General features: G+C 70.5%; 23 protein-coding genes. 19 read left to right on the forward strand and 4 right to left on the reverse strand.

Going from position 1 to position 25,619, the window contains the following annotated elements; translation table 11 throughout:
* Nucleotides 1–53: 53 nt before the first annotated feature.
* Nucleotides 54–2,657, reverse strand: a complete 2,604-nt coding sequence (locus tag FOF48_RS00745; protein WP_143897751.1) for a pitrilysin family protein — start codon at nt 2,655–2,657, stop codon at nt 54–56.
* Between the two features lie 195 nt (nt 2,658–2,852).
* On the opposite strand from FOF48_RS00745, the gene FOF48_RS00750 reads away from it, so the two are divergent.
* Genes FOF48_RS00750 through FOF48_RS00765 form a run of 4 tightly spaced genes read left to right on the forward strand, consistent with a single transcriptional unit; the run spans nt 2,853 to nt 9,129 of the window.
* Nucleotides 2,853–5,429: a plectin 1 isoform 8 gene (locus FOF48_RS00750; RefSeq protein WP_143899061.1), complete on the forward strand. Its 2,577-nt coding sequence runs from the start codon at nt 2,853–2,855 to the stop codon at nt 5,427–5,429.
* A 13-nt stretch (nt 5,430–5,442) separates the two neighbouring features.
* Nucleotides 5,443–6,648, forward strand: coding sequence for a radical SAM family heme chaperone HemW (gene hemW / locus FOF48_RS00755; protein WP_143897753.1), 1,206 nt, complete (start codon nt 5,443–5,445; stop codon nt 6,646–6,648).
* A gap of 51 nt (nt 6,649–6,699) precedes the next feature.
* Nucleotides 6,700–7,521, forward strand: a complete 822-nt coding sequence (locus FOF48_RS00760; protein ID WP_143899062.1) for a tetratricopeptide repeat protein — start codon at nt 6,700–6,702, stop codon at nt 7,519–7,521.
* A 57-nt stretch (nt 7,522–7,578) separates the two neighbouring features.
* Nucleotides 7,579–9,129 carry a DUF4388 domain-containing protein gene (locus FOF48_RS00765; protein ID WP_143897754.1) on the forward strand — a complete coding sequence of 517 codons (1,551 nt, stop codon included), beginning with the start codon at nt 7,579–7,581 and terminating at the stop codon, nt 9,127–9,129.
* 27 nt (nt 9,130–9,156) lie between these two features.
* On the opposite strand, the gene FOF48_RS00770 is transcribed toward FOF48_RS00765, so the two are convergent.
* Nucleotides 9,157–9,819, reverse strand: a complete 663-nt coding sequence (locus FOF48_RS00770) for a hypothetical protein (RefSeq protein WP_143897756.1) — start codon at nt 9,817–9,819, stop codon at nt 9,157–9,159.
* Nucleotides 9,820–10,112: 293 nt separating this feature from the next.
* Here FOF48_RS00770 and FOF48_RS00775 point away from each other — a divergent pair, with 293 nt between their 5' ends.
* From FOF48_RS00775 to FOF48_RS00800, 6 genes are read left to right on the forward strand one after another with little or no spacing between them, the layout of a single operon-like run.
* A complete protein-coding gene (locus FOF48_RS00775) occupies nt 10,113–10,865 on the forward strand; it encodes a TadE/TadG family type IV pilus assembly protein (protein WP_370456534.1) in 753 nt (250 codons plus the stop codon).
* A 4-nt stretch (nt 10,866–10,869) separates the two neighbouring features.
* Entirely contained in the window at nt 10,870–12,402 is a 1,533-nt protein-coding gene (locus tag FOF48_RS00780) for a hypothetical protein (RefSeq protein WP_143897760.1), read from the forward strand.
* A complete protein-coding gene (locus FOF48_RS00785) occupies nt 12,399–13,469 on the forward strand; it encodes a hypothetical protein (RefSeq protein ID WP_143897761.1) in 1,071 nt (356 codons plus the stop codon). The genes FOF48_RS00780 and FOF48_RS00785 overlap by 4 nt, the downstream gene beginning before the upstream one ends.
* A complete protein-coding gene (locus FOF48_RS00790) occupies nt 13,463–14,332 on the forward strand; it encodes a hypothetical protein (RefSeq protein WP_143897762.1) in 870 nt (289 codons plus the stop codon). The genes FOF48_RS00785 and FOF48_RS00790 overlap by 7 nt, the downstream gene beginning before the upstream one ends.
* Complete coding sequence (locus FOF48_RS00795) at nt 14,329–14,604, forward strand: hypothetical protein (RefSeq protein ID WP_143897764.1); 276 nt, start codon at nt 14,329–14,331, stop codon at nt 14,602–14,604. The genes FOF48_RS00790 and FOF48_RS00795 overlap by 4 nt, the downstream gene beginning before the upstream one ends.
* Complete coding sequence (locus FOF48_RS00800) at nt 14,601–14,783, forward strand: hypothetical protein (RefSeq protein ID WP_143897766.1); 183 nt, start codon at nt 14,601–14,603, stop codon at nt 14,781–14,783. The genes FOF48_RS00795 and FOF48_RS00800 overlap by 4 nt, the downstream gene beginning before the upstream one ends.
* Nucleotides 14,784–14,816: 33 nt before the next feature.
* Here FOF48_RS00800 and FOF48_RS00805 read toward each other — a convergent pair whose 3' ends face one another.
* A complete protein-coding gene (locus FOF48_RS00805; RefSeq protein WP_143897768.1) occupies nt 14,817–15,992 on the reverse strand; it encodes an ABC transporter substrate-binding protein in 1,176 nt (391 codons plus the stop codon).
* Between the two features lie 188 nt (nt 15,993–16,180).
* On the opposite strand from FOF48_RS00805, the gene FOF48_RS00810 reads away from it, so the two are divergent.
* The 8 genes from FOF48_RS00810 to FOF48_RS00845 are packed head-to-tail and all read left to right on the forward strand — an operon-like array spanning nt 16,181 to nt 23,471.
* Nucleotides 16,181–16,678, forward strand: coding sequence for an SUF system Fe-S cluster assembly regulator (locus FOF48_RS00810; protein WP_143897770.1), 498 nt, complete (start codon nt 16,181–16,183; stop codon nt 16,676–16,678).
* A complete protein-coding gene (sufB, locus tag FOF48_RS00815; protein ID WP_143897772.1) occupies nt 16,675–18,114 on the forward strand; it encodes a Fe-S cluster assembly protein SufB in 1,440 nt (479 codons plus the stop codon). The genes FOF48_RS00810 and sufB overlap by 4 nt, the downstream gene beginning before the upstream one ends.
* Nucleotides 18,114–18,899: a Fe-S cluster assembly ATPase SufC gene (gene sufC, locus FOF48_RS00820; RefSeq protein ID WP_143897774.1), complete on the forward strand. Its 786-nt coding sequence runs from the start codon at nt 18,114–18,116 to the stop codon at nt 18,897–18,899. Before sufB ends, sufC begins: the two co-directional genes overlap by 1 nt.
* Entirely contained in the window at nt 18,896–20,212 is a 1,317-nt protein-coding gene (gene sufD / locus FOF48_RS00825) for a Fe-S cluster assembly protein SufD (RefSeq protein ID WP_143897776.1), read from the forward strand. Before sufC ends, sufD begins: the two co-directional genes overlap by 4 nt.
* The gene (locus FOF48_RS00830; protein ID WP_143897778.1) at nt 20,209–21,438 is read left to right on the forward strand and encodes a cysteine desulfurase; all 1,230 of its coding nucleotides are present in this window, start codon (nt 20,209–20,211) and stop codon (nt 21,436–21,438) included. The genes sufD and FOF48_RS00830 overlap by 4 nt, the downstream gene beginning before the upstream one ends.
* Nucleotides 21,435–21,887: a Fe-S cluster assembly sulfur transfer protein SufU gene (gene sufU / locus FOF48_RS00835; RefSeq protein ID WP_143897780.1), complete on the forward strand. Its 453-nt coding sequence runs from the start codon at nt 21,435–21,437 to the stop codon at nt 21,885–21,887. The genes FOF48_RS00830 and sufU overlap by 4 nt, the downstream gene beginning before the upstream one ends.
* 10 nt (nt 21,888–21,897) lie before the next feature.
* Nucleotides 21,898–22,449 (forward strand): putative Fe-S cluster assembly protein SufT, encoded by a 552-nt coding sequence (sufT, locus tag FOF48_RS00840; protein WP_143897782.1) that lies wholly within the window; start codon nt 21,898–21,900, stop codon nt 22,447–22,449.
* 32 nt (nt 22,450–22,481) lie between these two features.
* Nucleotides 22,482–23,471 (forward strand): hypothetical protein, encoded by a 990-nt coding sequence (locus tag FOF48_RS00845; RefSeq protein WP_143897784.1) that lies wholly within the window; start codon nt 22,482–22,484, stop codon nt 23,469–23,471.
* Nucleotide 23,472: 1 nt separating this feature from the next.
* On the opposite strand, the gene FOF48_RS00850 is transcribed toward FOF48_RS00845, so the two are convergent.
* Nucleotides 23,473–24,132 carry a type 1 glutamine amidotransferase domain-containing protein gene (locus tag FOF48_RS00850; protein WP_143897785.1) on the reverse strand — a complete coding sequence of 220 codons (660 nt, stop codon included), beginning with the start codon at nt 24,130–24,132 and terminating at the stop codon, nt 23,473–23,475.
* A gap of 257 nt (nt 24,133–24,389) precedes the next feature.
* Between FOF48_RS00850 and FOF48_RS00855 the strand changes: the two genes are divergently transcribed.
* Complete coding sequence (locus FOF48_RS00855) at nt 24,390–25,604, forward strand: isoaspartyl peptidase/L-asparaginase family protein (RefSeq protein ID WP_143897787.1); 1,215 nt, start codon at nt 24,390–24,392, stop codon at nt 25,602–25,604.
* The last annotated feature ends 15 nt before the right edge of the window (nt 25,605–25,619 follow it).

Genomic DNA, 25,619 nt, shown 5'->3' on the forward strand with positions numbered 1-25,619 from the left:
CGTGGAAGCGCCGTCGTGGGACGCCTCCACGCCTCCTGGCGACCGGGCGGCCGCTACGGTCCGACGACGGCCATGGCCATGCGGTCGAAGTCGATGACCCGGCGGGCCACCTCCTGGATCTCCTCCGCCGTCACCTTCGCCACGTGCTCGGAGTAGTGCAGGAAGTTGTCCAGCCCGACGCCGTAGCACGTGTCCAACGCCAGCAGCGTCGCGCGGGCGCTGTTGCGCTGCAGGTCGATTTCATACGCCCCGATGATGTGTTGCTTGGCGCGCTCCAGCTCCGCCGCCGGGATGGGCTCGTCGCGGATGCGCTCCAGCTCGCGGCGCATGCCCTCCACCGCCGCGTCCACCTTCTCCGGGCTCGTGCCCATGTAGACGGCGAAGTAGCCCGGATCCAACCCGTCCATGGAGAAGCTGCTCACGCTGTACGCCATGGAGCGCTTGTCGCGCAGCTCCACGAAGAGCCGCCCGCCCTGGCCGGACAGCACCGTGGACAGCACGTCCAGCGCGATGCGCCACCGGTCGGTCAGCCGCGCGGCCTGGAAGCCCATCACCAGGTGCGTCTGCGCGCGCGCGAGCGTCTTCTTCTCCACGCGCGGCGAGGAGGGCGGCGCCTCCGGCCGCACCTGCTTCGGCGCCACCGCGCCGCCCCGCGACTGGCCGAAGAACTCGCGCGCCAGCGCCCGCACCTCGTCCACGCGCACGTCGCCCACCACGCTGAGCGTCAGCTGCGACGGGTCCATGTGCGCCCGGTGGTACGCGCGCAGCTGCTCTGGCCCCAGCGCCTCCACCGACGCCTTCTCGCCCGTGAGGGACAGCCGGTACGGGTGCTCCTGGTAGAGCGTGCGCGAGAACAGCTCGAACGCCAGGCCCGACGGCTTGTCCTCGCGGGTGAGGATGTCCTGCAACAACAGCGAGCGCTCCCGCGCGACCTCCTCCTCGCGGAAGGCCGGGTTGAGCAGGCAGTCCGCGAACAGCCGGAAGCCCGGCTCGAAGTAGCGCGCCAGGAAGTCCGCCTTCAGGCTCACGGAGTTGCGGCCGCCCTGGCCGCTGACGTTGCCCGCGTACAGGTCCTCCAGGTGGGAGATGTCGTCCGCGCTGAGCGACGTGGTGCCCTTGGTGAGGGTGCGGCTGAGCAGCGTGGTGATGCCGTTGTCCGCGGGCGTCTCATACCGCACGCCGCCGATGAAGGCCGCGCGCATGGAGACCAGCGGCACGTGGGGCTCCACGCGCACGATGAGGGTCGCGCCGGAGGGCAGCTTCTCCTGCACCACCTCCGTGCGCGCGGACCCGGTGGTGCTCCGGGCCGGCCGCGCGGGGGCCTCCGGGGGCGGCTGCCGGGCGGCGCGCTCCGGAGGCGTGAGGCCGGGGCTCCGCGCCGCCTCGTCCAGCGCGGCGTGCACCTCCGCTTCCGTCAGCGCGGCGGAGGGCGGCACGAGCGCGGTGGCGATGGCGTGCTCCAGCCGCAGGTACTTCTCCGCCACGCGGCGCAGATCCTCCGGCGTGAGGTTGCGGATGTGCTCCAGGTAGCGGGCCTCGGACTCCAGGCCGCCGGGGCTGGTCTGGTACGAGCCCAGGTTGCGCGCGGTGCCCTGCACCGTCTCCTTGCGGTAGACGGACTCCGCCTCCACCACGGCCTTGACCGTGCGCAGCTCGTCCTCGGACACCCGCGTGGTGCGCAGCGCCTCCAGCACGCGCGCCGTCTGCGTGAGCGCCTTCTGCGCCTGCGCGGGCGGCAGCGTCAGGGACACGGAGAAGATGCCGGGGTCCTTGGGCGTGTACGCGGAGGCGTGCACGTCGTTGACCAGGTGCTGCCGGCGCTTCACCTCGCGCACCAGCCACGACGAGTTGCCCTGGCCGGCGATCATCGCCAGCACGTCCAGCGCGGGCACGTCCGGGTGCTCCAGCTCCGGGATGGAGAAGGCCAGGTTCAGGTAGGCCTCCTTCACGTCCTCGGTCTGCACCAGGACGCGCCGGGCGGTGGGGGCCGCGTCCCGGGGACGGGACACCGGGCCCGCGTAGGGCCGGCCCCAGTCACCGCCGAAGATCTCCTCCACCCACGGGCGCAGCTGCGCCTCGGTGAGGTCGCCCACCACCACCAGCACCAGGTTCTGGGGCGTGTAGTGCCGGTGGTAGAACTCCAGCACCTTCTCGCGGGTGAAGCCGCGCACGCTCTCCTCGGTGCCGATGACGGGCAGCCGGTACGGGTGCGTCTGGAACGCGGCGGTGAACAGCCCGCGCGAGGACCGGCGGGCCGGAGAGTCGAAGCTGCGCTTGATCTCCTCGCACACCACCTCGATCTCCCGCGCCAGCTCGTCCTTGTCGAACGCGGAGCGGCGGACGGCGTCCCCCAGGATGTCCAGGCCCGTGCGGGCGAACTGGCTGGCGATGACGATGTGGTAGACGGTCTGGTCGAAGGACGTCCAGGCGTTGATTTCACCGCCGTGCGCTTCGATGTCCCGGGCGATTTCACCCGGGCCCCTGCGCTCCGTGCCCTTGAAGAGCATGTGCTCGTGCAGGTGGGCGAGGCCGGCCTGGTCGGGCCTTTCATCGGCGCTGCCGGCCTTGACCCAGACCTGGAAGGCCGCGACCTTGGCGGCGTGCTGCTCTTCGAAGACGACGGTGAGCCCGTTGGGCAGGCTGTAGCGGATGGGCATAGGGAGTGTCCGAAGCTGTCATCCCCTCCCACGGGGAGGCAAGGCGAGGTGTGATGTTTGCTCCATTGGCTAACGCCCCGCCCCTCTCACGTCGAGCGGACCGGGTCGCCCGCCTCCCTCCAGGCAGGCGAAGCGGCGAGGGCACCGTCGCGTAACTGGTGGAAACTTCCCGTGGCCAGTAACCTGGGCACGCACATGCCGTCTCCCCCGGACGAGGCGGATCCGCTCGCGGACCTCAAGGAATTGCTGGATGACGGCGACGCCCCGGTGGCGGCGCCCGCCCCGGCAGCCCTCCGGCCGCTCGCGGTTCCCAAGCCTCCCCCCACCGCGCCTCCACCCCTGCCGCCCCGGCGGCCGGCCGCCGCCTTGCCCGCCGACCCCGCGGCCCGGCCCGCCAGTGTCCCGGCCGCCCGTGTCCCCACGACCCCCGCGCCCATCGGCGGTGGCGGGTTGCCCACGACCGCGCCTCCGTCCCCGGCGGCGGCGGCGCGCAGTCCGGGCAAGGGGGACCCCTTCGCGGAGCCCGCGGAGCCCCGGCTGCCCATGGGCGGCTCGCCCGAGGACAAGCTGGAGTTCTTCCGGGGAATCCTGAAGCAGAAGACGGAGACGCTGGCCCGCGCCCGCGCGCTCTACGCCGAGCGCGAGGGCGAGCTCACCCAGCTGAAGGCCGCGCTGGAGAAGGCGCGCAAGGAAGGGGGCGCGGGCGCTCCGGCGCGGACGGCGCAGGACGAACAGCGTCTGCAGCAGGCCCAGGCGAGGGTGGCCGCGCTGGAGGCGGAGCTGGCCGCGTCGGAGGCGGATCGCCGGGACCTCACGCGCGCGCTGGCGGAGGTGGAGTCGGAGCTTCCCCGGCTGGCGGAGGAGCTGCAGGTCGAGCGCGAGTCGCGCGGGGCGATGGCGGAGGAGCTGGTCGGCGCCAAGGAGGCGCTGGGGCTCGCGCAGGACCGGGTGGCGGAGCTGGCGTCCGGCAAGTCCGAGGCGCAGGGCGCGCTGGAGGCCGTCCAGGAGCAGTACCAGTCGGTCCTCGCGGACGTGGAGCGGCTGACCTCCGAGGTGCAGTCGCTCACCGCCGAGCGCGATGCCCAGGCCCTGCGCATGGGGCAGCTGGAGACGGCGCTGGCGGAGGCGCGGGGCGCGATGGGCGCGCTGGAGAGCGAGAGCGACTGGTCGCGCAGCTCGCTGGAGGAGGCGCACGCCCACGCGAAGCTGCTCGAAGGAGAGCGGGACGCCGCGCGCCGGCAGCTCGCGGTGGTGGAGGACGGGCTCAAGTCGCTGCAGACGCAGGTGACGGAGCTGGAGCGGTCGCTCGCGCTGAAGGACGCGGACGCGGTGGGGCTGCGCGCCGCGCTCACCGCGCGCACGGTGGAGGCGGCGGAGCTGCCCTCGCTGAGGAGCGCGCTGGAGGGCCGTGTCGCGGAGGCCGCGCAGGCCCAGGCGCGAGTCCGCGCGCTGGAAGCGGAGCTGGCGCAGGCGCGCGACGGTGGGCGCGCGGAGGCGGAGGCGGCCGAAGTCCGGGCGCGCATGGCCGAGTCGGAGCTGGCCTCGCTGCGCGAGGTGCTGGAGGCCGCCGAGGTCGAGCAGGTGGCGCTGCGCGACCGGATGGAGTCGGACGCGGCGGCGCTCGGCGAGGCGGTGCACGAAGCCGAAGCGAAGGTGCACGAGGCCGAGGCGCGCGCGGCGGAGCTGTCGGCGCAGGTGGCGGAGCTCACGTCGCGGGTCGCGGCCGCGCAGGCCGAGCACGAGGCGCACCAGCAGCAGCTCGCCGCGGTGGAGCGAAAGCTGGCCACCACGCAGGCGGAGCGCGTCGGCTTCTCCGCGCGCGCCACCATGCTGGAGACGGCGGTGGGCCAGCGCGACGCGGAGGTGCAGCGCCAGGTGGCCCTGGTCGCGAAGGCGCAGGAGGAGCTGTCGCTGGAGCGTGCCCGGCGCGAAGCGGTGGAAGCGGAGGCCGCGGACGCGCGGGTCAACGCCGCGGAGGCCGAGGCCCGCGTGGAGGCGTTGAGCGCGGGGCAGGACGGGCAGCGCGAGGAGCTGGCGTCGCTCGGCGAGCAGTTGGAGGCGGCGAGGGCGGAGGCGGACAAGGTGGACCGCCTCCACCAGCGCGTGAAGATGGTGGAAGGCGCGCTGGAGGCCTCCGAGTCCAAGCGCCGGATCGCCGAAACGCAGGCGGCCCGCGTGAAGGACCTGGACGCGGTGAAGGCCACGCTGGAGGCGAAGCTCGCGCAGTCCAGCACGGCGCTCCAGGCGGAGCAGCTCGCGAAGGCGGCGCTGGAAGCGAAGCTCAGTCAATCAGGGACCGCGCTCCAGGCGGAGCAGCTCGCGAAGGCGGCGCTGGAGGCGAAGCTCGCGCAGTCCAGCACGGCGCTCCAGGCGGAGCAGCTCGCGAAGGCGGCGCTGGAGGCCCGCCTCGACCAGTCGGGCGCCACGCTGCAAGCGGAGCAGGGCGCGAAGGCGGCGCTGGAGGCGAGGCTCACGCAATCCGGTGGCGCGCAGCAGGCGGAGCGCGCCGCCCTGGAGGCCCGGCTCGCCGAGGTCAGCGCCGCGCTGCGGGAGGAGCAGGCGGCCCGGCAGGGGCTCGAGGTCCGGCTCGCGGAGCTTCCCGCTACGGCGACCGCCGTCCCCGCCGACTGGGCCCAGGAGCGCGACCAGCTCAAGTCCGACGTGGCCTCCATGAAGCGCAAGCTGATGGCGGCCGAGGCAGCGCTTGAATCGGCCGCCAGCACCAAGGCGAAGGTGGCGCGCCTGGAAGCGCAATTGAAGGCCCTGAAGTAGAGGTTGGACCTCCATGTCCTTCGCCGCGCCCACGGACCCATTGACGGGCATGCAGGCCGCCCGCTTCGGGCTCTACCTGCATTTCCCCTACTGCCTGGCCAAGTGCCCCTACTGCGACTTCGCGGTGGCGGTCGCGCGCCAGGTGCCGGAGGAGCGGTACGCGAACGCGGTGCTGGCGGAGCTGGACGCGCGCCTGTCGGCCGACCCCGCGCTCCGCACGAAGCCGCTGGAGTCCCTCTTCCTGGGCGGGGGCACGCCATCCCTGTGGCACCCCCGTTACGTGGCGCGCGTGCTGGAGGGCATCGCCGCCCGCATGTCGCTCGCCCCGGGGCTGGAGGTGTCACTGGAGGGCAACCCGGAGCGCTCGGACGCGGAGCGCTTCGCCGGCTATCGCGCCGCGGGCATCAACCGCCTGTCGCTGGGCGTGCAGTCCTTCCAGCCAGAGACCCTGAAGGCCCTGGGCCGCGCGCACGACGCGGCCATGGTGGAGGCCGCCGTGGCGGCGGCGCGCAAGGCGGCCTTCCCCGTGGTGGCGATGGACTTCATCTACGGCGTGCACGGCCAGACGCTGGCGCAGGTGGAGGCGGACGCGCGCCGGGCCGTGTCGCTGTCGCCAGAGCACCTGTCCACCTACGCGCTGACGGTGGAGCGCGAGGTGCTGGCGGAGTCCACGCCGCTGTCCAAGCAGCTCGAGCGCGGGGAGCTCACGCTGCCCGAGGACGACGACGTGGTGGCCATGGCCCGCACGGTGCGCGACGTGTACGGGGCCCACGGCCTGGCCCGCTATGAAGTGTCCAACCACGCGCGCCCCGGCCTCGGCTCGCGGCACAACGCGCTGTACTGGACGGGCGGCGAGTACCTGGCGCTGGGCGTGGGCGCCACCGGCATGCTGCTGGCCCCGGAGGCCCACCGCTACGTCAACCTGCGCAGCCCGGAGGCGTACCTGCGCGCGGTGGAGGAGGGGCGGGTGCCCGAGGCGGGCCGCGAGGCCCTGGGGCCCGACGAGCTCTTCGCCGAGCGGCTGAGCATGGGCCTGCGCCTGGTGTCGGGGGTGGACTGGGAGGCCGTGTGTGAGCGATATGGCCAGCCCGTGGAGCCCCGGCGCGCGGAAGTCGAGCGCCTCGTGGCCCACGGCTTCGCCACCCGGCATGGGCGCAGGCTGGCCCTGACGGAGCGGGGGGTGGACGTGCACAGCGCCATCTGCGCGCGGCTGCTGTAGGCGGCCCGGGGGCTTCACCCGGGGTGGTTCCAGGAAGGACGTTCGACCGTGCTGACCAAGTGGTTGCTGTGGATGGGCCTCACGATGCTGACGGGCAGCCCGTTGCTGTCCCTGGCGCTGGTGGCCGTGCTGCTCTTCGCGGCGGACCGCTTCACCCTCCAGGTGCTGCCCAGCCCCGTGCGGGCCCTCAAGCGGTGGCAGCGCGCTGGAGCGCTGGCCAGCACCATCCTCACCAACACCCACGACCGCCGCGCCCGCGCGGAGCTGGCCGACATCCGCCTGGGCCAGAAGCGCTACGCGGAAGCGGTGGACCTGCTGCGCCCCAACCTGGACGCGGGCGACGACGACGTGGACACCCTGTACCTCCTGGGCGTGGCCTACCTGGGCGCTGGCGACCCGCCCCGGGGCGAGCTGCTGCTCGACGAGGCCGCGCGCCTGGACGCGGACTACCGCCAGGGCGCCATCGACCTGGAGCGCGGCCGCTTCCGCCTCCAGTACGAAGACCTCAAGGGCGCGCGCGAGGCCCTGGAGCGCTTCCTCCAGGTGCGCCAGGGCTCCGTGGAGGGGCGCGTGCTCCTCGCCCGCGTGCTGGCGAAGCAGGGCCAGGAGGCGGAGGCGAAGGCCATGCGGGATGCGGCCTGGCGCGAGTACGCCGTGGCCCCTCGCTTCCAGCGCCGCCGCGACCGCTGGTGGGCCTACCGGGCGCGCCCGTCCCGCCCGCTGACGTACGCCGCCGTGGCCCTGGTGCTGATGGGCGTGGGGGCGTACCTGACCCGCTTCCTGCCCACGCACGACGCGGCCCCGGGCCGTTACGGCTCCTACTATGATGAGCCCTACGCCGCCGACGACATGGGCGGGGACGACGCGGAGTAGTCCGCGCGAAGCCCGCCCTGCCGCCTCCCAGGCGAGAAGGGTCGCCAGGCTTCACGCATGTTCCCCCCGCCCTCCCAGGTGCTGCGCCAGCGCGAGGGCCTGCTGGCGGACACGCCCTTCCCGCTGCTCCTGCACGCGCTGATGGTGGAGGAGCGCACCTGCACGCTGGAGCTCAAGGTGCGCCAGCGCGAGAAGCGCATCACCTTCGAGGACGGCTCGCCGGTGGCGTGCAACTCCAACCTCCTGCACGAGACGTTGGGCAAGTACCTGGTGGAGAAGGGCCGCCTGTCGGAGGCGGACTACCAGAAGTCCCTGGCGGAGAGCGTGTCCACGGGCCTCCAGCTGGGCGCGCTGCTCGTGCAGAAGGGGCTCATCAGCCCGTTCGACCTCTACAAGCAGCTCCAGGCGAACCTGGCGCACAAGCTCCTGGACTGCTTCCGCTGGACGGACGCGAAGTACCGCCTCATCGCGGACGTGGAGAACCCGGACGCCACCGTGCGCGCCAACACCGCGCAGCTCATCCTGACGGGCATCTCCACCCAGCTGCCCTTCGACACCGTCGCCACGCACTTCACCTTCACCGACGACCGCCGCTTCGGGCAGATGCCCGGCGTGGACTCCGCGCCCAAGCTGTCCTCCAAGGACGCGCGCCTCTTCCAGGCCCTGCGCCAGCGCCCCACCTTCAACGAGCTCCTGGAGCGCACCGGCTTCGACATGGACAGCGTGCTGCGCCGGCTCTACGCGCTGTGCCTGTTGGGCGTGGCGGGCTTCGTGGAGGACGCGGACCTGAAGGCCCAGGAGCTGGCCCAGAAGGCCCCTCCCGTGTCCGTGGTCGCCCCGGAGCCCGTGCCCACCCCGGCGCCGGTCGCGTCCACCGGGCCCTCCGGCACGCCCTTCTCGGATGACGACGAGGCCGCGCGCAACGCGCTGCTGGGCGCGTTCCTCAACCACCGGAGCCTGGACCCGTTCGCGCTCCTGGACGTGCCGGAGGACGCGCAGCCGGTGGCGCTGCGCAAGGCCTTCCTCGCCGCCGCGGACCGCTTCGCCCCGCTGCGTTTCCAGACGGCGGAGCTGAAGGAGAAGGCGGAAGGCATGCTCGCCGCCTACGCGCGGGCCTACGGCGCGCTGTCGGAGCCGGAGCAGAACACGCTGTGGAAGAAGCGCCGGCAGGCCCAGCGGGAGAAGGCGCGCAACAACACTGGCCGGCCCTCCACCGCGGAGCAGTTCCGCATCCGCACGGACCTGCTGGACGCCACCACCCAGTTCGACGAGGGCAAGCGCCGGCTGGAGGCCCGCAACTTCGCGGGCGCCTTCGAGTACTTCGAATACGCCTGCGACATCGACCCAAGGCCGCTGCACCAGGTGCACCGCGCCTGGGCGCGCTACCTGATGAAGCCGGAGGCGCACGGCCGGCTGGTGCTCCAGGAACTCCAGGAGCTGACGCGGCAGGAGCCCGGCCTGGAGGAAGGCTGGGCCTTCCTGGGCGACGTGGCCCGGGGCGAGGGTCAGTGGGCGCTCGCGGAGGATGCGCTCCGCAAGGCCTTCAAGCTCAACCCCCAGCAGCGCCGCTACGTCGCGCTCATCCAGGAGATCGCCCGGCGGCGGTGACGGCCCGCCGCCGGAGGGCCCCCGACACTACAGGGCGTTGATGCGGGCGCGGATGCTCGCCGACAGGCCCAGGTTGTCCGACAGGTCCGTCATCGCCTGCTGGACGACGGGGAAGTTCGTGCTCGTCACCGTCTTGTTCTCCAGCAGGCGGAACAGCTCCTGGAAGTCGGCGTACTGGGTGACAGGGCCCATGTCGTAGTTCTCCTCCGGGGAGGACGGCTGGCGCTCGCTGTTGACGCAGTAGAGGAACAGGGGCTGGAAGTACCGCTCACCCGCCGGCACCTCGATGGTCACCCGCTGCGCCAGCATGCCGTTCTGCACGCCGCGGTTGCGGGACACGAAGACGAGGCCCGGCGGCAGCTGCACGGTGATGGGCCGGTTCGTCGTGTTGCGGAAGATGAGGCACAGGCGCACGAGCTCGCCCTGACCCTTCGCCTCGTCCTCATACTTGTCATCACAGTCCGTGGGGTCGGGGTCGTTGTAGCCCTTGATGGGCTGCTCCAGCTCCAGGCCCGTCGGAAGCGTGAAGGCCGTCCCTTGTGGCGCGGTCTCGTCGCGGCCCATGCCCGGACGGTCCTCGCCCACGGGGGTCTCGTCACCGTCCCCGTTTTTCTCACTGTCGCTGCCGCACGCCGCCAGAGCCACCGCCGTCGCGACCAACGCCGCGCGCCATGCCAATCGCCAGTTCATTGCCACTCCTCTGCTCGCTTTGCCCGGCCCCAGTCCTTCAACGCCGACCCTGTTCGAGACCATGCGAGGAGCGTCGCGTCAAGCGCCGTATCCCAGCCCCTCCCGCTACCCGACAGCACGCCAGGTCCCTCCATACCCCCTCTCGTCCAGTTGACGGATGGTGTCGTGTGGCGGGGTTGGGGGATAAGGTGGGAGAAAGCTGGGGTCGGGAAGACGCTTACCTCATGTGACTCCCGGGGACGGTCATGCGGTCCAGATCCGAATCAGGGCAGGTGGCGGTGGAGACAGCCATCGTGCTTCCCCTGTTTGTCTTCTTGCTACTGGGCATCCTCCAGCTGGGCCTGATGCACCAGGCCCGCCTGTTGACGAAGTACGCGGCCTACAAGGCCGTGCGGGCCGGCTCCCTGCACAACGGCAACGTGGAGATGATGGAGCGCGCGGCGCTCGCCGTCCTGCTGCCCATGATCAGCCAGGCCGGCGGCGGTGGCGCGGAGAAGATCACCCCCGTCAACGGCGCCTCGGAGTTCAACCAGAAGTGGAACGCCGTCTCCAGGAACAAGATGCCGGAGGTCAACCTCAAGTACGCGGAGGTGCAGATCTGCGGCCCCTCCAAGAACCTGATCACCTCCGACACCCACGACAACAAGGAGGCGGACTTCGATGATCCGAGGATCGCCTCTGGTGACGACCCCTCGGGGAACGGTGACTGGGGACGGAGCCTTCGCACCAAGCTGAGCATCCAGGTGACGTTCAACTACCGGCTGCCCATCCCCTTCGCGGATGTCGTCATCTACAACATCGCGCGGGGCCAGCAGACGCTCCCCTGGGTGCTGCGGCTGGGTAAACAGGAAAACCAGACAAAGAAGTCGTACGTCAAATATCAGATCGAGCAGAACGACGCCGCCGCCGCGCAGAAGCTCTACATCCTGCCCATCCGCGCCACGTACATCATGCGGATGCACTCCAATCTGTACCTGACGGCGACCGACCTGCCCGACTCGTATCTCACGAACAAGTGCACCTTCACGTTCGACTCCTTGGGGTGACCGAATGAAGACCCGTCATGCCCGCAGAAGACGGAGCCGGGGGCAGTCCCTGGTGCTCGCCTGTCTGTCGTTCCTGCTGCTCGCGCTGATGACGACGCTCAGCTTCAACCTGAGCCACGCCCTGCGGGAGAAGATGAACCTGCAGCAGCACAGCGACACGATGGCGTACTCCATGGCGGTGCTGGAGGCGCGCTCGCTCAACTACTACGCCGTCACCAACCGGGCCATCGCCGCCTCCTACGCGGCCATGACCAGCGTGCACGGCTACATGGTGGCCGCCAGCGTCACGGGCGACATGATGACCGCCGGAGCCTGGAACTTCGGCATCATCGCCGTCGAGGAGCTGGGGCAGTGCTACCCGAACCTGTCGCACTGCGCGCACGCGATTGAGGCGGGCATCATCGCGGGCAAGTACAGCCAGAAGGCGAACAACTACAACAACAAGGTGAAGAACCTTGAGAGGCCGTTCAACCAGGTCATCAAGGAACTCAACGGCATGGCGGATGCCCTGCACGGCTCCCAGGCCACCGTGCACACGACGACGCGCAACACCCTGCGTGGCTCCGGCCTGAGCGCCCTGACGGACAACAACGCGCCTGGAGCCAGCAACGTGAGCGCCGGGGTGGGGGGCCTCAACATCCTGGAGTTCGACTGCGTGGTGGACGGGATGAACTGCCAGAAAGCGCCCAGCACGGACATCAAGGCGCGCGCCCGCTCCATGACGGAGGTCTCCAACGCGACGCGCCCTGGCTGGGCGTCGGACCGGAGCATCCCGGTGCTGATGAACGGCATCCCCACCTACCTCAACAACACCTTCCAGAAGTCGCTGCTCAAGGACATCCCCAGCCGGGGCACGCACATGGGCGTGACCCATGCGGGCACGGCGAAGGTCGTTGAGTCCATGAGCGGCATCCACGCCAACGGCCAGACTTCAGGCAACACCGGCAAGATGGTGGGCGCCGACGAGCACGGCATCCTGATGCAGCAGTGGCGTGATGGCTTCTCCGCCTTCCCCTACAAGGCCACCCTCAGCAGCGCGCAGAGCGGCAGCGAGCACAAGCCGAACGGGGCCCACAACGGACAGCACAGCGATTTCAGGGGCATCAACACCAAGGACCTGTCCGGGTGCGCTTCCACGGGGAACTGCTTCATGAAGTTCCGCGGCATCGCCGATCCGGGCGAGGACTGGGGCCAGCCGCACGTCTACAGCTACGTGACCAAGCAGTTCTTCATCGGCGGCGGGACCAAGGGGCCCTGGGAGCTCAACAGCTCCGGCACGATGCGCTTCAACCACGGGGCGCAGGGGGAGGGAGAGCTCCGGCTGGCGCCGGGAGAAGGCGCCGCCCTGTCCAAGGCGTTGGTCTACTACCACCGGCTGGGGAAGGGCGGCTGGAAGGAGGCTCCCAGCCTCTTCAACCCCTACTGGCGCGCCAAGCTCCACCCGTTCACGGCCCAGGAGGCGACCAAGGTGCTCGGCGCCGCGGGCAATTCAGAAGCCGGGCAGATCGCGGCGGGCGCGGAGAAGCTGACCCTATGAGCCCTCGACTTCGCCGCGGTCCCCGTGGCGCCGCCTCCGTGGAGATGGCGCTGTCGATGATCGTCCTCATCCCCATCTTCCTCTACTCCATCTTCCTGGACGACCTGCTGCGCTACTCCCTGGACGCGCAGGAGGCGGCGCTGTCCACCGTCTGGGACTACACCACGCAGGACTACACCCAGCCCCTGAAGCCGAACAGGACGGGCAGTGGCGGCACCCAGATCCAGTACTTCTCCCGGCTGACCTTCTGCGACCACGAATCCGGCCTCGACCGCACCGACAAGAAGGGCTCGGACGGCTCGTACCTGGACTGCAGCGATCCGGACCACCACAAGGCGGTGGTGGCCCACGTCTGCTGGATGAACAACAACGCCAAGCAGGTGACGTGCGAGGAGCCTGAAAAGGGCGCGGGCGGCGGGATGGAGCCCCGCTACTTGATGTACCGGGGCCAGTACACCAACGGCGGCTTGGTGAAGTGCTCCGCCCGCGCGGTGGTGGAGAACTACATGCTGCCGGAGACGTTCCTGCCCCAGTTCGGCAAGGAGCCGAAGCTCGTGAAGAAGAACTGGAAGGGCGAGGGCGACGTCCACGGCAACGCCGAGGCAGGCACGGGCGGCAAGGACGGCAACGCCTACTTCCTCAAGCAGCAGCAGATGTCCATCATCACCGACACCTGGGCGCTCACGAAGGAAGCCGACACGGAGCCGGGCGACAAGAGCGGGGAGCTGCATGACCGTGTCAGCTCCGCCTACAGGACCAGCGTGAAGTACTTGAGCATGGCGGAAGCCTACGCGACCTTCAGCCAGAGGATCACCCAGGACCTGCTCTCGCCGCTGGCCCTGGTGATGGGCGACAGTCCGCTCTCGCCGAACCTCGCCATCAAGCCCCACGATGGCCGCACGCCCACGCCCTCCATCAGCATCAAGCAGGAAGGCCGTGGCGGCCGGGGCGCCAACTACTTCACCACCGAGTGGAAGGACTGGGACTCCAACAAGAGCGAGAGCATCTACAAGCACGGCCAGCGCGGTGAGTGGTACCTGGGCTGTAAGGATGCGGAGAAGTGCTGAAGGACCTCGCCCATCACTCCGCTTTCCGCGCAGGGGCACTGCTGTTCTCGGTGTCCGTGGTGGGCGTGCTGCTGGGCATGGCCTGGGAGGACGTCACCTATCGCGACAAGGCGGACTCCGAGCTGGAGCGCGTGGAGGATCAGGCCGAGATGATGGAGGCGAAGCAGGAGGAGGGCGTGCAACGCTCGAAGCGGGACGAGGCCATCCTGGCGCGCTCGCTGACGTACTTCCCGCCCTACCCGAACGCGGGGCGCCCCGAGGCGCTGGCGGCGGACTACCTGGGGCCGGACGTTCCCATCGCCGTCGCCTTCTTCACCACGAAGGATTCGTCGGACGAAGTCCTCCTGCACTACCGCAAGGTCATCCTGGACCAGGGCCTGCCCGTCATCGGGACGCGCTTCAGCGAGAACTCGGGCTACGTGGGGTACTGGGAGCCGGACACGGAGGAGATCCGCCTGGTCTCCACGCTGCACCAGGGCGGCGAGACGATGGCCTTCGTCTCCTCCGGGCAGGTGGGCAACATGCTCCATCGCCGCGCCGCCGAGGTGCCGGACTGGGTCCCGGTGCCGCCGAACCTGCGGCAGGTCTCCACCCTGACGTTGAACATGGAAGGCCTCCAGAACACCATGGTGACGGGCCGGGTGGCGGCGCGGAGCGTGGAAGAGGCGGAGCAGGACTACCGCTCCTCGCTGCGCCTTCAGGGCTGGGCGGCGGAGGCTGGCAGCTCTCCAGGCTTCCAGCAGCGGGAGTTCGTGGTGAACAACACGGGCATGCGTGGACAGGTCATCCTGAAGCAGGCGACGGGCAGTGACGAGGTGGAGTTCCACCTGTCGCTGATGCAGCGGCCGGACGCCCTGCCATGAGCACTGCGCGAAAGGAGCGCGAGGACATGATGAAGCAATGGGGTTGGGGGCTGGCCGTGGGCGCGGTGTTGTTCGTCGCCCCCTCGGCGTGGGCCAAGGGCTGCGCTCAGGTCTGCGTGGACGACCTGGCGCGCAACACCAAGCTCTGCAAGGAGCGCTCGAAGAAGGTCGCCGAGTGCACGCAGATGTTCACGAAGATCAAGGACACCTGCGTGAAGGAGTGCCAGAAGCCTTCCAAGGACGATTCAGCTCCTTCCGGGGATGAGGAATGAAGACGCCCAAGGCGCTGGGGCTGCGTCAGCGCGGCCAGGCCATGGCGGAGTACGGCGTCATCACGGCGGCCTTCTTCGGCTTCTCCGTGATGAGCTGGCCGTTCCTCGTCCAGCTGATCCGCGCCCTCAACACCTACTTCCAGTCCATCTACTACGTCATCCAGTCGCCCATCCCCTGACGGCGGGGACGGGCGGCAGGGCCGAGGGGCGCGCTACGGCTTCACGGTGGTGACGAACACCGCCTTGCCGTCCTGCACCTTCATCACCACGGCCTGCTTCACCGCGTCGCGGTTGGCGTCCAGGTTGATGGTGCCCGCGACGCCCGGGAAGTCCTTCGTGGTCGCGATGGCGTCACGCAGGGCCGGCCCGGAGGTGTCCGGCGCGCGCTTCATCGCGTCCACCAGCAGCCGCGCGGCGTCGTACGCCAGCACCGCCACGCTGTCCGGCACCGCGCCGTAGGCGGCCTTGTACTTCTTGAGGAAGCCCTGGACGATGGGGTCCGGGTTGTCCGGCGAGTAGTGGTTGGAGAAGTAGCTGCCGTCCAGCGCGGAGCCGCCCAGCTCGTACAGCTTGTCGGAGTCCCACCCGTCGCCGCCCAGCAGCGGCACGCGCAGGCCCACCTCGCGCGCCTGCCGCGCGATGATGCCCACGTCGGTGTAGTAGCCAGGGACGAACACGGCCTCGGGCTTCGTGTTCTTGATGGCGGTGAGCTGCGCGCGGAAGTCGGTGTCGCCCTTGGAGTAGCTCTCGTTGGTGACGATGGTCCCGCCGAACTCCTTGAACTTCTGGTTGAACACCTCCGCCAGCCCCACGGAGAAGGCGCTCTTGTTGTCGGTGAGCACCGCGACCTTGTCGAGCTTCAGGTTCTCCCGCGCGAACTTCGCCATCACCAGGCCCTGGAACGGGTCGATGAAGCAGACGCGGAAGATGTAGTCGCCCTTCTTCGTCACCTCCGGGCTGGTGGAGGTGGGGGTGATCATGGGCACCTTCGCGGCCTGCGCCTTGTCCGCCATCGCCATGGACACGGACGACGCGGCCTCGCCCAGCAGGGCCACCACCTTGTCCTGCGCGATGAGCCGCGTGGCGGCCTGGGCGCCCTCCTCCGGCCGGCCCTGGCTGTCGTAGACGCGCACCACCAGCTTCTGGCCCCGCACGCCGCCCTCGGCGTTGGCCTCCTGGAGCGCCAGGTCGATGCCGTTGCGCGCGGAGATGCCGAAGGTGGCCTCGGGGCCCGTGAGGCTGCCCACCTCGCCAATGAGGATGCTGCCCGCGGGCGGCGCGGCGGTGGCGCTTCCCTCCTGGGACGCGGGGGCGGACGTGGACTTCTTCTCACAGCCCACCAGCGTCAGGAGCAGCGCGGTGAGCAGGAGGGGAAGGGGACGGCGCATCGGTGGGACTCCTCGGAGGGGGAGACGGCGGCCCCACCCTAGCTTGGACCCTGGAGTGCGGCGAACCCACACCCGATGTGGCGGGCAAGGGAGCGGTCCGGATTTGAATGTGGACTGCGGTGGTCCACATTACATAAGAGGCCGTCGCGGGCATCGGGCCCCCGACAGCCACAGGAGTCACCCCACTCATGCTCCGGATGAGCAAGATGACCGACTACGGCATCGTGCTGATGGCCGAGCTGGCGCGCGCGGACGGGGAAACCCGCACCACGCGAGAGCTGGCGGCGCGCACGCGTGTCTCGCTTCCGTCCGCGAGCAAGGTCCTGAAGGGCCTGCTGCAGGCGGGGCTGGTGGTGTCGCACCGCGGGGCCAGCGGCGGCTATGGGCTGGCGCGGCCGGCGGAGGCCATCTCGCTGGCGGAGCTGGTGACGGCGCTGGAGGGGCCGGTGTCCCTCACGGAGTGCGGCCAGCACCAGGGGTCGCCCGGGGCGCCCTGTGAGCTGGAGTCCGTCTGTCAGGTGCGCGGCCACTGGCGCCTCATCAATCAAGCCATCCAGGAAGCGCTGGGGCGGCTGACGCTCGCGGACCTGCGCGCGCCGGTGCCCCGCATGCCGGAGCGGCTGGTGGGCCTGGGCCTGCCGGCGTCCGCGGGCCTTCCTCCTTCCGTCACGGGAGTCCGTTCATGAGCAGCACCGAAACCATCCAGGAGCTGGCGCGCAAGGGCTACCAGGCGGGCTTCGTCACCGACGTGGAGGCGGACACGCTGCCGCCCGGCCTGGACGAGGACGTCATCCGCGTCCTGTCGGCGAAGAAGAACGAGCCCGCGTTCATGCTGGCGTGGCGCCTGAAGGCGTACCGGCACTGGCTCACGCTGAAGGAGCCCACCTGGCAGGCGGTGAAGTACCACTCCATCGACTACCAGGCCATCCGCTACTACTCGGCGCCGAAGCAGAAGCCGAAGAAGGACAGCCTGTCGGAGGTGGATCCGGAGATCCTCCGCACCTACGAGAAGCTGGGCATCCCGCTGGAGGAGCAGAAGCGGCTGCAGAACGTGGCGGTGGACGCGGTGTTCGACTCCGTGTCGGTGGCCACCACGTTCCGGGAGAAGCTCTACAAGGCGGGCGTCATCTTCTGCTCCTTCTCCGAAGCGGTGCGCGAGCACCCGGAGCTGGTGGAGCGCTACCTGGGCACGGTGGTGCCCTTCTCCGACAACTTCTTCGCCGCGCTCAACTCCGCGGTCTTCAGCGACGGCTCCTTCTGCTACGTGCCCAAGGGCGTGAAGTGCCCCATGGAGCTGTCCACGTACTTCCGCATCAACGCGGCGGACACGGGCCAGTTCGAGCGCACGCTGCTCGTCGCGGACGAGGGCGCCTCCGTGAGCTACCTGGAGGGCTGCACCGCGCCCATGCGCGACACCAACCAGCTGCACGCGGCGGTGGTGGAGCTGGTCGCGCTGGACGGCGCGTCCATCAAGTACAGCACGGTGCAGAACTGGTACCCGGGCGACGCGGAGGGCCGGGGCGGCATCTACAACTTCGTCACCAAGCGCGGCATCGCGCACCAGGGCTCCAAGATTTCGTGGACCCAGGTGGAGACGGGCTCCGCCATCACCTGGAAGTACCCCAGCGTCATCCTCAAGGGGGATGACGCGGTGGGCGAGTTCTACTCGGTGGCGCTCACCAACCACCGGCAGCAGGCGGACACGGGCACGAAGATGGTGCACATCGGGAAGAACACCCGCTCCACCATCGTGTCCAAGGGCATCTCCGCCGGCCGCGGGCAGAACACGTACCGGGGGCAGGTGAAGATGCTCAAGAGCGCGGCGAACGCACGCAACTACACGCAATGCGATTCGCTGCTGCTGGGCGACGAGTGCGGCGCCCACACGCTGCCGTACATCGAGGTGAAGAACGCGACCGGGCAGGTGGAGCACGAGGCCTCCACGTCGAAGATTGGCGAGGACCAGCTCTTCTACTGCCGGCAGCGCGGCATCTCGCAGGAGGACGCGGTGTCGATGATCGTGAATGGCTTCTGCCGGCAGGTCTTCAAGGAGCTGCCCATGGAGTTCGCGGTAGAGGCGCAGAAGCTGCTGGGCGTGAGTCTGGAAGGGAGCGTGGGGTGATGTCGCTGCTCAGCATTCAGGACCTGCACGCCCGCGTGGGCGGCAAGGAGATCCTCAAGGGCATAAACCTGGAGGTCGGCGCCGGCGAGGTGCACGCCATCATGGGCCCCAACGGCTCCGGCAAGAGCACGCTCGCGGGCGTGCTCGCGGGGCGCGAGACGTACGAGGTGACGAAGGGCACGGTGCGCTTCGACGGCCGCGACTTGTTGGGCACGCCTCCGGAGGACCGCGCGAAGGCGGGCGTGTTCCTGGGGTTCCAGTACCCGGTGGAGATCCCCGGCGTGGGCAACCTGCACTTCCTGCGCACGGCGCTCAACGCGCAGCGCCGCGCGAAGGGCGAGGAGGAGCTGGACGCGATGGACTTCCTCCAGCTCGCCCGGGAGAAGGCGAAGCTCGTGGAGCTGGACGCGGCGTTCATGAACCGCTCGGTGAACGAGGGCTTCTCCGGAGGGGAGAAGAAGCGGAACGAGATCTTCCAGATGGCGGTGCTCCAGCCCCGGCTGGCGCTGCTGGACGAGACGGACTCGGGCCTGGACATCGACGCCCTGCGCATCGTCGCGGGCGGGGTGAACGCGCTGCGCGCGAAGGACCGCGCGATGGTGGTCATCACGCACTACCAGCGGCTGTTGGACTACATCGTGCCGGACCACGTGCACGTGATGGCGGCGGGCCGCATCGTGCGCTCGGGCGGGCGCGAGCTGGCGCTGGAGCTGGAGGAGAAGGGCTACGGCTGGATTGGCGCGGAGGGCGGCGCGGCCGGCAAGGCGAAGGAGGCGCGGCCGTGAGCCTGTCCCATTACGTGGACGTGGCGCGGGCCTTCCAGGCGGGCGGCGAGGTGCCGGCGTGGCTGCGGTCGCTGCGCGCGGAGGGCCTGGGCCAGTTCCAGGCGCGGGGCCTGCCCACCTCCAAGGACGAGGAGTGGAAGTACACGCCCGTCTCCACGCTGTCGGCGCATCCCTTCCAGCCCGCGCGGGACGTGTCCGCGGGCGACGACGTGGCCCAGGCGGTGGCGCGGCTCGCGCTGCCCGGCCCCCGGCTCGTCTTCGTGGACGGGCGCTTCGTGCCGGCGCTGTCGGTGCTCGCGGGCCTGCCGCGCGGCGTGGTGCTCAAGCCGCTGTCGCAGGCGCTGCGCGAGGACGGCGCGCTCCTGGAGGAGACGCTGGGGCAGCGCGCTCGGGCGGCGGCGCACGCCTTCACGTCGCTCAACGCCGCCCTGCTGGAGGAGGGCGCGTTGCTGACGCTCGCGCCCCGGGCGCTCTCCGAGGTCCCGGTGCAGCTGCTGTTCCTCGCGCGCGGCGGCGACGGGCCGGTGCTGGCCAGCCCCCGCGTCGTCGTGGTGGCGGGCGAGGGCAGCGAGGCCACGCTGGTGGAGACGTACGCCAGCCTGGGCGCGGGCGCGACCTTCACCAACGCGGTGACGGAGGTGTCGCTGGGCGACAACGCCAGCCTGCGCCACTTCAAGCTCCAGGCGGAGGGTGACAGCGCGGTGCACCTGGGCGGGCTGTATTCGCGGCAGGGGCGCGACAGCCGCTTCCAGTCGCACGCGTTCTCGTTCGGCGGGGCGCTGGCGCGCAATGAAGTGCACGCGGCGTTCGCGGGCGAGGGCGGCGAGTGCGTGCTCAACGGCCTGTTCGTGGGCCGGGGCACGCAGCACCTGGACAACCGGACGGACCTGGACCACGCGGTGCCCCACTGCACCAGCCGGGAGCTCTACAAGGGCGTGCTGGACGACCGCGCGCGCGGCACCTTCCACGGGAAGATCCGCGTGCGCGAGGACGCGCAGAAGACGGACGCGAGCCAGACCAGCCGCAACCTCCTCCTGTCGGAGGGCGCGCAGGTGGACGCCCGGCCGCAGCTGGAGATCTTCGCGGATGACGTGAAGTGCGCCCACGGCACGGCGGTGGGCCGGCTGGATGACACCGCGCTCTTCTATCTGCGCTCGCGCGGCATCTCCCGCGTGGACGCGGAGCGGATGCTGACGCAGGCGTTCGCGAGCGAGCTGGTGGGCGCGGTGCCGGAAGGCCCGGTGCGCGCGCGGGTGGAGGAGCTGTTGGCGTGGAAGCTGCCGGGCCTGGCCCGGACGGAGGTGAAGGGATGAGCGGCCCTGGATTCGACCTCGCGCGCGTGCGCGCGGACTTCCCCCTCCTGCGACAGGAGGTGCGGGGACGGCCGCTGGTGTACCTGGACAGCGCCGCCACCGGCCAGAAGCCGCAGGCGGTGCTGGACGCGCTGATGCGCTACTACACGCACGACAACGCCAACGTGCACCGGGGCGTGCACATCCTCTCCGAGCGCGCCACGCAGGCCTTCGAGGACGCGCGCGAGACGGTGCGCCGCTTCATCCACGCGAAGGACGTGCGGGAGGTCATCTTCGTGCGCGGCACCACGGAGGCCATCAACCTGGTGGCCGCCACCTACGGCCGCAAGCACGTGGGCCCGGGCGACGAGGTGCTCATCTCCGCGATGGAGCACCACTCCAACATCGTGCCCTGGCAGATGGTGTGCGACGCGGCGGGCGCGAAGCTGCGCGTGATTCCGGTGGACGAGCGCGGCGAGCTGCGGATGGACGCGGTGGATGCGCTGCTCACCGAGCGCACGCGCCTGCTGGCCATCACGCACGTGTCCAACGCGCTGGGCTCCGTGAACCCCATCAAGGCGCTGGTGGCGAAGGCGCACGCGAAGAACATCCCGGTGCTGGTGGACGGGGCGCAGTCGGTGACGCACTTCCCGGTGGACGTGCAGGACCTGGACTGTGACTTCTTCGCCTTCAGCGGACACAAGCTCTTCGGGCCCACGGGCATCGGCGTGCTGTACGGGAAGCTGGCCATGCTGGAGTCGCTGCCGCCGTACCAGGGCGGCGGGGACATGATCCTCTCCGTGACGATGGAGAAGACCGTCTACAACCGCGTGCCGCACCGCTTCGAGGCGGGCACGCCGGACATGGCGGGCGCGGTGGGGCTGGCCGCGGCCATCCGCTACCTGGAGGCCGTGGGGATGGAGGCCGTCTCCCAGCACGACCAGTGGCTGCTGGCCTACGCGACGCAGGCGCTGGAGTCGGTGCCGGGCCTGAAGCTGGTGGGCACGGCGCCCCACAAGACGGGCGTGCTGTCCTTCACCCTGGAGGACGTGCACCCGCATGACGTGGGCACCATCCTGGACCAGGAGGGCATCTGCATCCGCACCGGGCACCACTGCGCCCAGCCGCTGATGCAGCGCTTCGGGGTGGCGGCCACCGCGCGCGCGTCGCTGGCGCTCTACAACACGCCGGAGGACGTGGACGCGCTGGTGAAGGGCCTGCACAAGGTGAAGGAGGTGTTCGCGTGAGCTCGGACCTCAAGGACCTGTACCAGGAGGTGGTGCTGGAGCACTCCAAGCGCCCGCGCAACTTCCGGGTGGTGGAGGGCGCCACCTGCGCGGCGGAGGGCTACAACCCGCTGTGCGGCGACCAGCTCTCCGTCACGCTCAAGCTGGAGGACGGCGTCATCCGCGACATCGGCTTCCAGGGCCAGGGGTGCGCCATCTCCAAGGCGTCCGCGTCGCTGATGACGGGGGCCGTGAAGGACAAGACGCGCGAGGAGGCCGAGGCCCTCTTCGAGCGCGTGCACACGCTGGTGACGGAGGGGCCGGACAAGGTGGATCCGGAGTCGCTGGGCAAGCTCGCCGTGCTGTCGGGCGTGAGCGAATTCCCGGCGCGGGTGAAGTGCGCGAGCCTGGCGTGGCACACGCTGCACGCGGCGCTGGATGGCCGCTCCACGTCGGTGTCGACGGAGTAGGGGAGGGGACATGCGAGGCGCGATGACGGTCATCGAGCGCGACGTGGACGCGATGCTCATCCCCAGCGGGGACAAGGTGTTGCTGCCGGCGGGCTCGGAGTTGACGGTGGTGCAGACGCTGGGCGGCAACGTCACGGTGCAGGACCCGTACGGCCAGCTGTTCCGCATCGACGAGAAGAACGCGGACGTGCTGGGCGAGGACTACGCCGCGAAGGCGAAGGCCCCCGCCCCGGACGCCCCGCTCGGGGAGTTCCACGAGGAGCAGGTCTGGGAGCAGCTGCGCACGGTGTATGACCCGGAGATCCCGGTGAACATCGTGGAGCTGGGGCTGGTGTACACGTGCAAGGCCACGCCGTTGGAAGAAGGCGGGCAGCGCGTGGACATCGAGATGACGCTCACGGCGCCCGGCTGTGGCATGGGGCAGGTGCTGGTGGAGGACGTTCGCTCCAAGGTGTCCGCGGTGCCCGGCGTGAAGGAGGCCCACGTGGAGCTCGTCTGGGAGCCGCAGTGGGACCAGGGCCGCATGTCGGACGTGGCCCGGCTCCAGCTCGGCTGGATGTGAAATCGCCGGGCGGGTGCTCTACGGTCCCGCCCATGATGATCGCGTTGGGAGTGGCGCTGCTGCTCGCGGCGGCGCCGGAAGCGAAGCCCGAGGAGCCGAAGCAGCAGGCGGCGGTGGATGCGGCGCTGAAGGCCGTGAAGGTGGGGGATGAGAAGGCGCGCAAGCGGGCCTATGCCTCGCTGTGGAAGCTGGGCGTGCGCGTGTCCCTGCCGGACCTCGACCTGTACCGGTCGAGCAACGTCGAGACGCCAGACCCGGCGACGCGGCCCCTCGCCTTGCAGGGCCCCGGGGTCCTCGCGTGCCCCACGCCCCTCTGGGCCCGTCAGGAGCTGGCGAAGGTCGAGGCCAACGACGGCAGTGGCACGCAAGCGCAGGGGGTGATGTTCGCGCGGAGCGAGCAGGCGCTGTCCGAGGGCTTCCTGGAGGACCTGGGTGACGAGCGCATCCCCTCGGTCACGGGCCCCGTCATCGTGACGCGGTGGTCGGGCTCGTGGGGCTCGCTGCCGTGCATGTTGGACGGCCCGCCAGGCAGCGGTTGGGACTTGGGCATGTGGAGGCACCCGGCAGCCCGTGAGAGCCTCCAGCGCTGCTGCAAGGGCAGCGCCGAGTGTATCGAGCAGGGGCGCACGGGGGAGAGCGACTGTCGCGACGAGGTCCTGTTCACCGCGGCCACCACCAGCGAGAAGTACGCCACCGAGGCCGGGAAGCTCCTCGCCGAGCGGATCCGCCGGTGCATGCCCGCGGGGGATGCGATGGATGCGGAGCCCGCCTGCGTCTATTCGGATGCCCCCCGCTGTCTGCGTCATCGGGCCTGTATGGCGAAGGTGGGCCAGGAGTCCCTCGCGCGGGGCACGGCCCGTTGGGACGTGGAGGCGGCGTTGTGGCTTCGGACGTCCATCTCGGCCTGTAGTGCCAATCGCGCGGCGGACACGGCCTGCACCCCCATCGTCGTGGACGCCTGCCAGGGGCGCGTGGGCTACCGCTGCTCGGATGACAGCATCCGGGAGCTCCAGGTGCCCTGACTCAGGCCAGGGCCTTGCGGCCCCGCGCCACCAGCCCCAGCGTGGCCGCGGCGGCCAGTCCACCCGCGACCCATCGGGGCCAGCCTGGCGCCGCCGTCTCCCGGTGGGTGATGGCGGGTGACATGCGCTCGGCGAACAGCTCCACCAGCGCGTGTTCGAACGCGAGCAGGTCGTGCGGTCCCCGGCTGGACACCCAGTTGCCGTCGCGCACCACGGGCTCGTCCGTCCAGTGCGCGCCCGCGTTCTCCATGTCGTTGCGGATGCCGGGCCACGACGTCACGTGGCGGCCCTCCAGCAGGCCCGCCGACGCGAGGAGCCAGGGCCCGTGGCAGATGACCGCGATGGGCATGTCCAGCAGGTCCGCGTCCTTCACGAAGTCCAGCGCCAGGGCGCTCTGCCGGAGGAAGTCCGGGTTCATGAAGCCGCCGGGCAGCAGCAGCGCGTCGAAGTCCGCGGCCTTCACGTCACGCAGCGTGGCGTCCACGCGCACCTTGCGGCCGGGCACCAGCAGGTTCATGCCCCGGATGCGGCCCTTGTGGAGGGAGACGATGGTGACGCGCGCGCCCTCGTGCTCCAGGCGCTTCACCGGCCGCGTCAGCTCCACCTGCTCGAAGCCGTCCGCCGCCAGCACGGCCACCCGCATCCCCTTCAGCTTCCTCATCACTTCACCCTCCCCGTGTCCGTAGGTTCCCGACAACCCAATCGTGCAGGGTGTCCATGCCCCGCCGGCAGGGGAAGCCGAGGGCAGACGGGCGAGCAGGGGCTCGGGGTGCCGGCGGGATGGAGCGCTCCTGGCTGGTGCGACGCGGCATGAGTCAGGCCTGGACGGGCTCGGGTGAACGGCTCTACGACGGAGGCACCCGTCCTTCCGGCGGTGTGTCGCCACCGGAGCGCGGTCCCCTTCTGGAGGCGCACGGCATGTCCCCCTCGTTTTCTTCCTGGCTGCACCGGAGCCTGCTCGCGGGCACCGCGCTGCTGCTGGCCCCGCTGGGCTGTGCCACGTCATCGCAGGTGGGCGCCGCGCGCGACGAGGCGGCCCTGCGCACGGATGCGCCGCCGCGCGTGAAGCCGAAGTGGGGGCTGGTCATCCACGGCGGCGCGGGGGTGATTTCGCGTGAAAACCTGACGCCGGAGCGCGAAGCGGCGGTGCGCGCGGCGCTCACGGAGGCGCTCCAGGCGGGCCACGCCGTGCTGGCGAAGGGAGGCCGCAGCCTGGACGCGGTGACGGCCGCCATCCGCGTGTTGGAGGACTCGCCGTACTTCAACGCGGGCAAGGGCGCGGTGTTCAACCACGAGGGCGTCAACGAGCTGGACGCCGCGGTGATGGACGGCAAGACGCGGATGGCGGGCGCGGTGGCCGGTGTGCACCACATCCAGAACCCCATCGACCTGGCGCGTCTGGTGATGGAGAAGTCGCCGCACGTGATGATGGTGGGCGACGGCGCGGAGGCGTTCGCCCAGTCGCAGGGCGTGCCGCTGGTGGACGCGAAGTACTTCTACACGGAGGAGCGCTGGCAGGGGCTCCAGCGGGCGCTGGAGCAGGAGCGCGCGAAGCAGGGCCCCTCCGCGCCCCAGCCGCCTCCCTCCGCGCCGTCGTCGGAGCCTCGGCAGGAGACGCCCGCTCAACCTCCAGCGGCGCCAGGGCAGGTGCCTCCCGCCGAGCCGCGCCCGGGCGCGGCGCTGACGCCCGGCATGGACCCCATCACCGGCGACCACAAGTTCGGCACGGTGGGCGCGGTGGCCCTGGACCAGGAGGGGAACCTCGCGGCGGGCACGTCCACGGGTGGCATGACCAACAAGCGCTTCGGCCGGGTGGGGGACTCGCCCATCATCGGCGCGGGCACCTACGCGGATGAGCGCTGCGCGGTGTCCGCCACGGGGCACGGCGAGTTCTTCATCCGCTACACGGTGGCGCGCGACATCTGCGCCCGCGTCGAGTACCAGGACCTGCCGCTGCTGGAGGCCGCCAACTTCGTCGTCCACGACGTGCTGGTGAAGGCCGGCGGCGAGGGCGGCGTCATCGCCATGGACCGCCAGGGCCACGTGGCCATGCCCTTCAACTCCAGCGGCATGTATCGCGGCTACATCGGCGAGGACGGCACGCCCAGCATCGCCATCTTCCAGCAGCCGTGAGCCCGGGCACCGGCC

Source organism: Corallococcus sp. Z5C101001 (assembly GCF_007352635.1).
In the GTDB taxonomy this organism is placed as follows: Bacteria; Myxococcota; Myxococcia; order Myxococcales; family Myxococcaceae; genus Corallococcus; species Corallococcus silvisoli.

Bases quoted from the DNA above. Each gene is read 5' to 3' on its own strand.
- FOF48_RS00830 (WP_143897778.1), top strand. From the start codon at position 20,209: ATGAGCGGCCCTGGATTCGACCTCGCGCGCGTGCGCGCGGACTTCCCC.
- sufT (WP_143897782.1), top strand. From the start codon at position 21,898: ATGCGAGGCGCGATGACGGTCATCGAGCGCGACGTGGACGCGATGCTC.
- sufC (WP_143897774.1), top strand. From the start codon at position 18,114: ATGTCGCTGCTCAGCATTCAGGACCTGCACGCCCGCGTGGGCGGCAAG.
- FOF48_RS00810 (WP_143897770.1), top strand. From the start codon at position 16,181: ATGCTCCGGATGAGCAAGATGACCGACTACGGCATCGTGCTGATGGCC.
- FOF48_RS00795 (WP_143897764.1), top strand. From the start codon at position 14,329: ATGAGCACTGCGCGAAAGGAGCGCGAGGACATGATGAAGCAATGGGGT.
- FOF48_RS00785 (WP_143897761.1), top strand. From the start codon at position 12,399: ATGAGCCCTCGACTTCGCCGCGGTCCCCGTGGCGCCGCCTCCGTGGAG.
- FOF48_RS00845 (WP_143897784.1), top strand. From the start codon at position 22,482: ATGATGATCGCGTTGGGAGTGGCGCTGCTGCTCGCGGCGGCGCCGGAA.
- sufB (WP_143897772.1), top strand. From the start codon at position 16,675: ATGAGCAGCACCGAAACCATCCAGGAGCTGGCGCGCAAGGGCTACCAG.
- FOF48_RS00850 (WP_143897785.1), bottom strand. From the start codon at position 24,132: ATGAGGAAGCTGAAGGGGATGCGGGTGGCCGTGCTGGCGGCGGACGGC.
- FOF48_RS00750 (WP_143899061.1), top strand. From the start codon at position 2,853: ATGCCGTCTCCCCCGGACGAGGCGGATCCGCTCGCGGACCTCAAGGAA.
- FOF48_RS00855 (WP_143897787.1), top strand. From the start codon at position 24,390: ATGTCCCCCTCGTTTTCTTCCTGGCTGCACCGGAGCCTGCTCGCGGGC.
- FOF48_RS00805 (WP_143897768.1), bottom strand. From the start codon at position 15,992: ATGCGCCGTCCCCTTCCCCTCCTGCTCACCGCGCTGCTCCTGACGCTG.
- FOF48_RS00745 (WP_143897751.1), bottom strand. From the start codon at position 2,657: ATGCCCATCCGCTACAGCCTGCCCAACGGGCTCACCGTCGTCTTCGAA.
- FOF48_RS00800 (WP_143897766.1), top strand. From the start codon at position 14,601: ATGAAGACGCCCAAGGCGCTGGGGCTGCGTCAGCGCGGCCAGGCCATG.
- FOF48_RS00765 (WP_143897754.1), top strand. From the start codon at position 7,579: ATGTTCCCCCCGCCCTCCCAGGTGCTGCGCCAGCGCGAGGGCCTGCTG.
- FOF48_RS00770 (WP_143897756.1), bottom strand. From the start codon at position 9,819: ATGAACTGGCGATTGGCATGGCGCGCGGCGTTGGTCGCGACGGCGGTG.
- FOF48_RS00780 (WP_143897760.1), top strand. From the start codon at position 10,870: ATGAAGACCCGTCATGCCCGCAGAAGACGGAGCCGGGGGCAGTCCCTG.
- hemW (WP_143897753.1), top strand. From the start codon at position 5,443: ATGTCCTTCGCCGCGCCCACGGACCCATTGACGGGCATGCAGGCCGCC.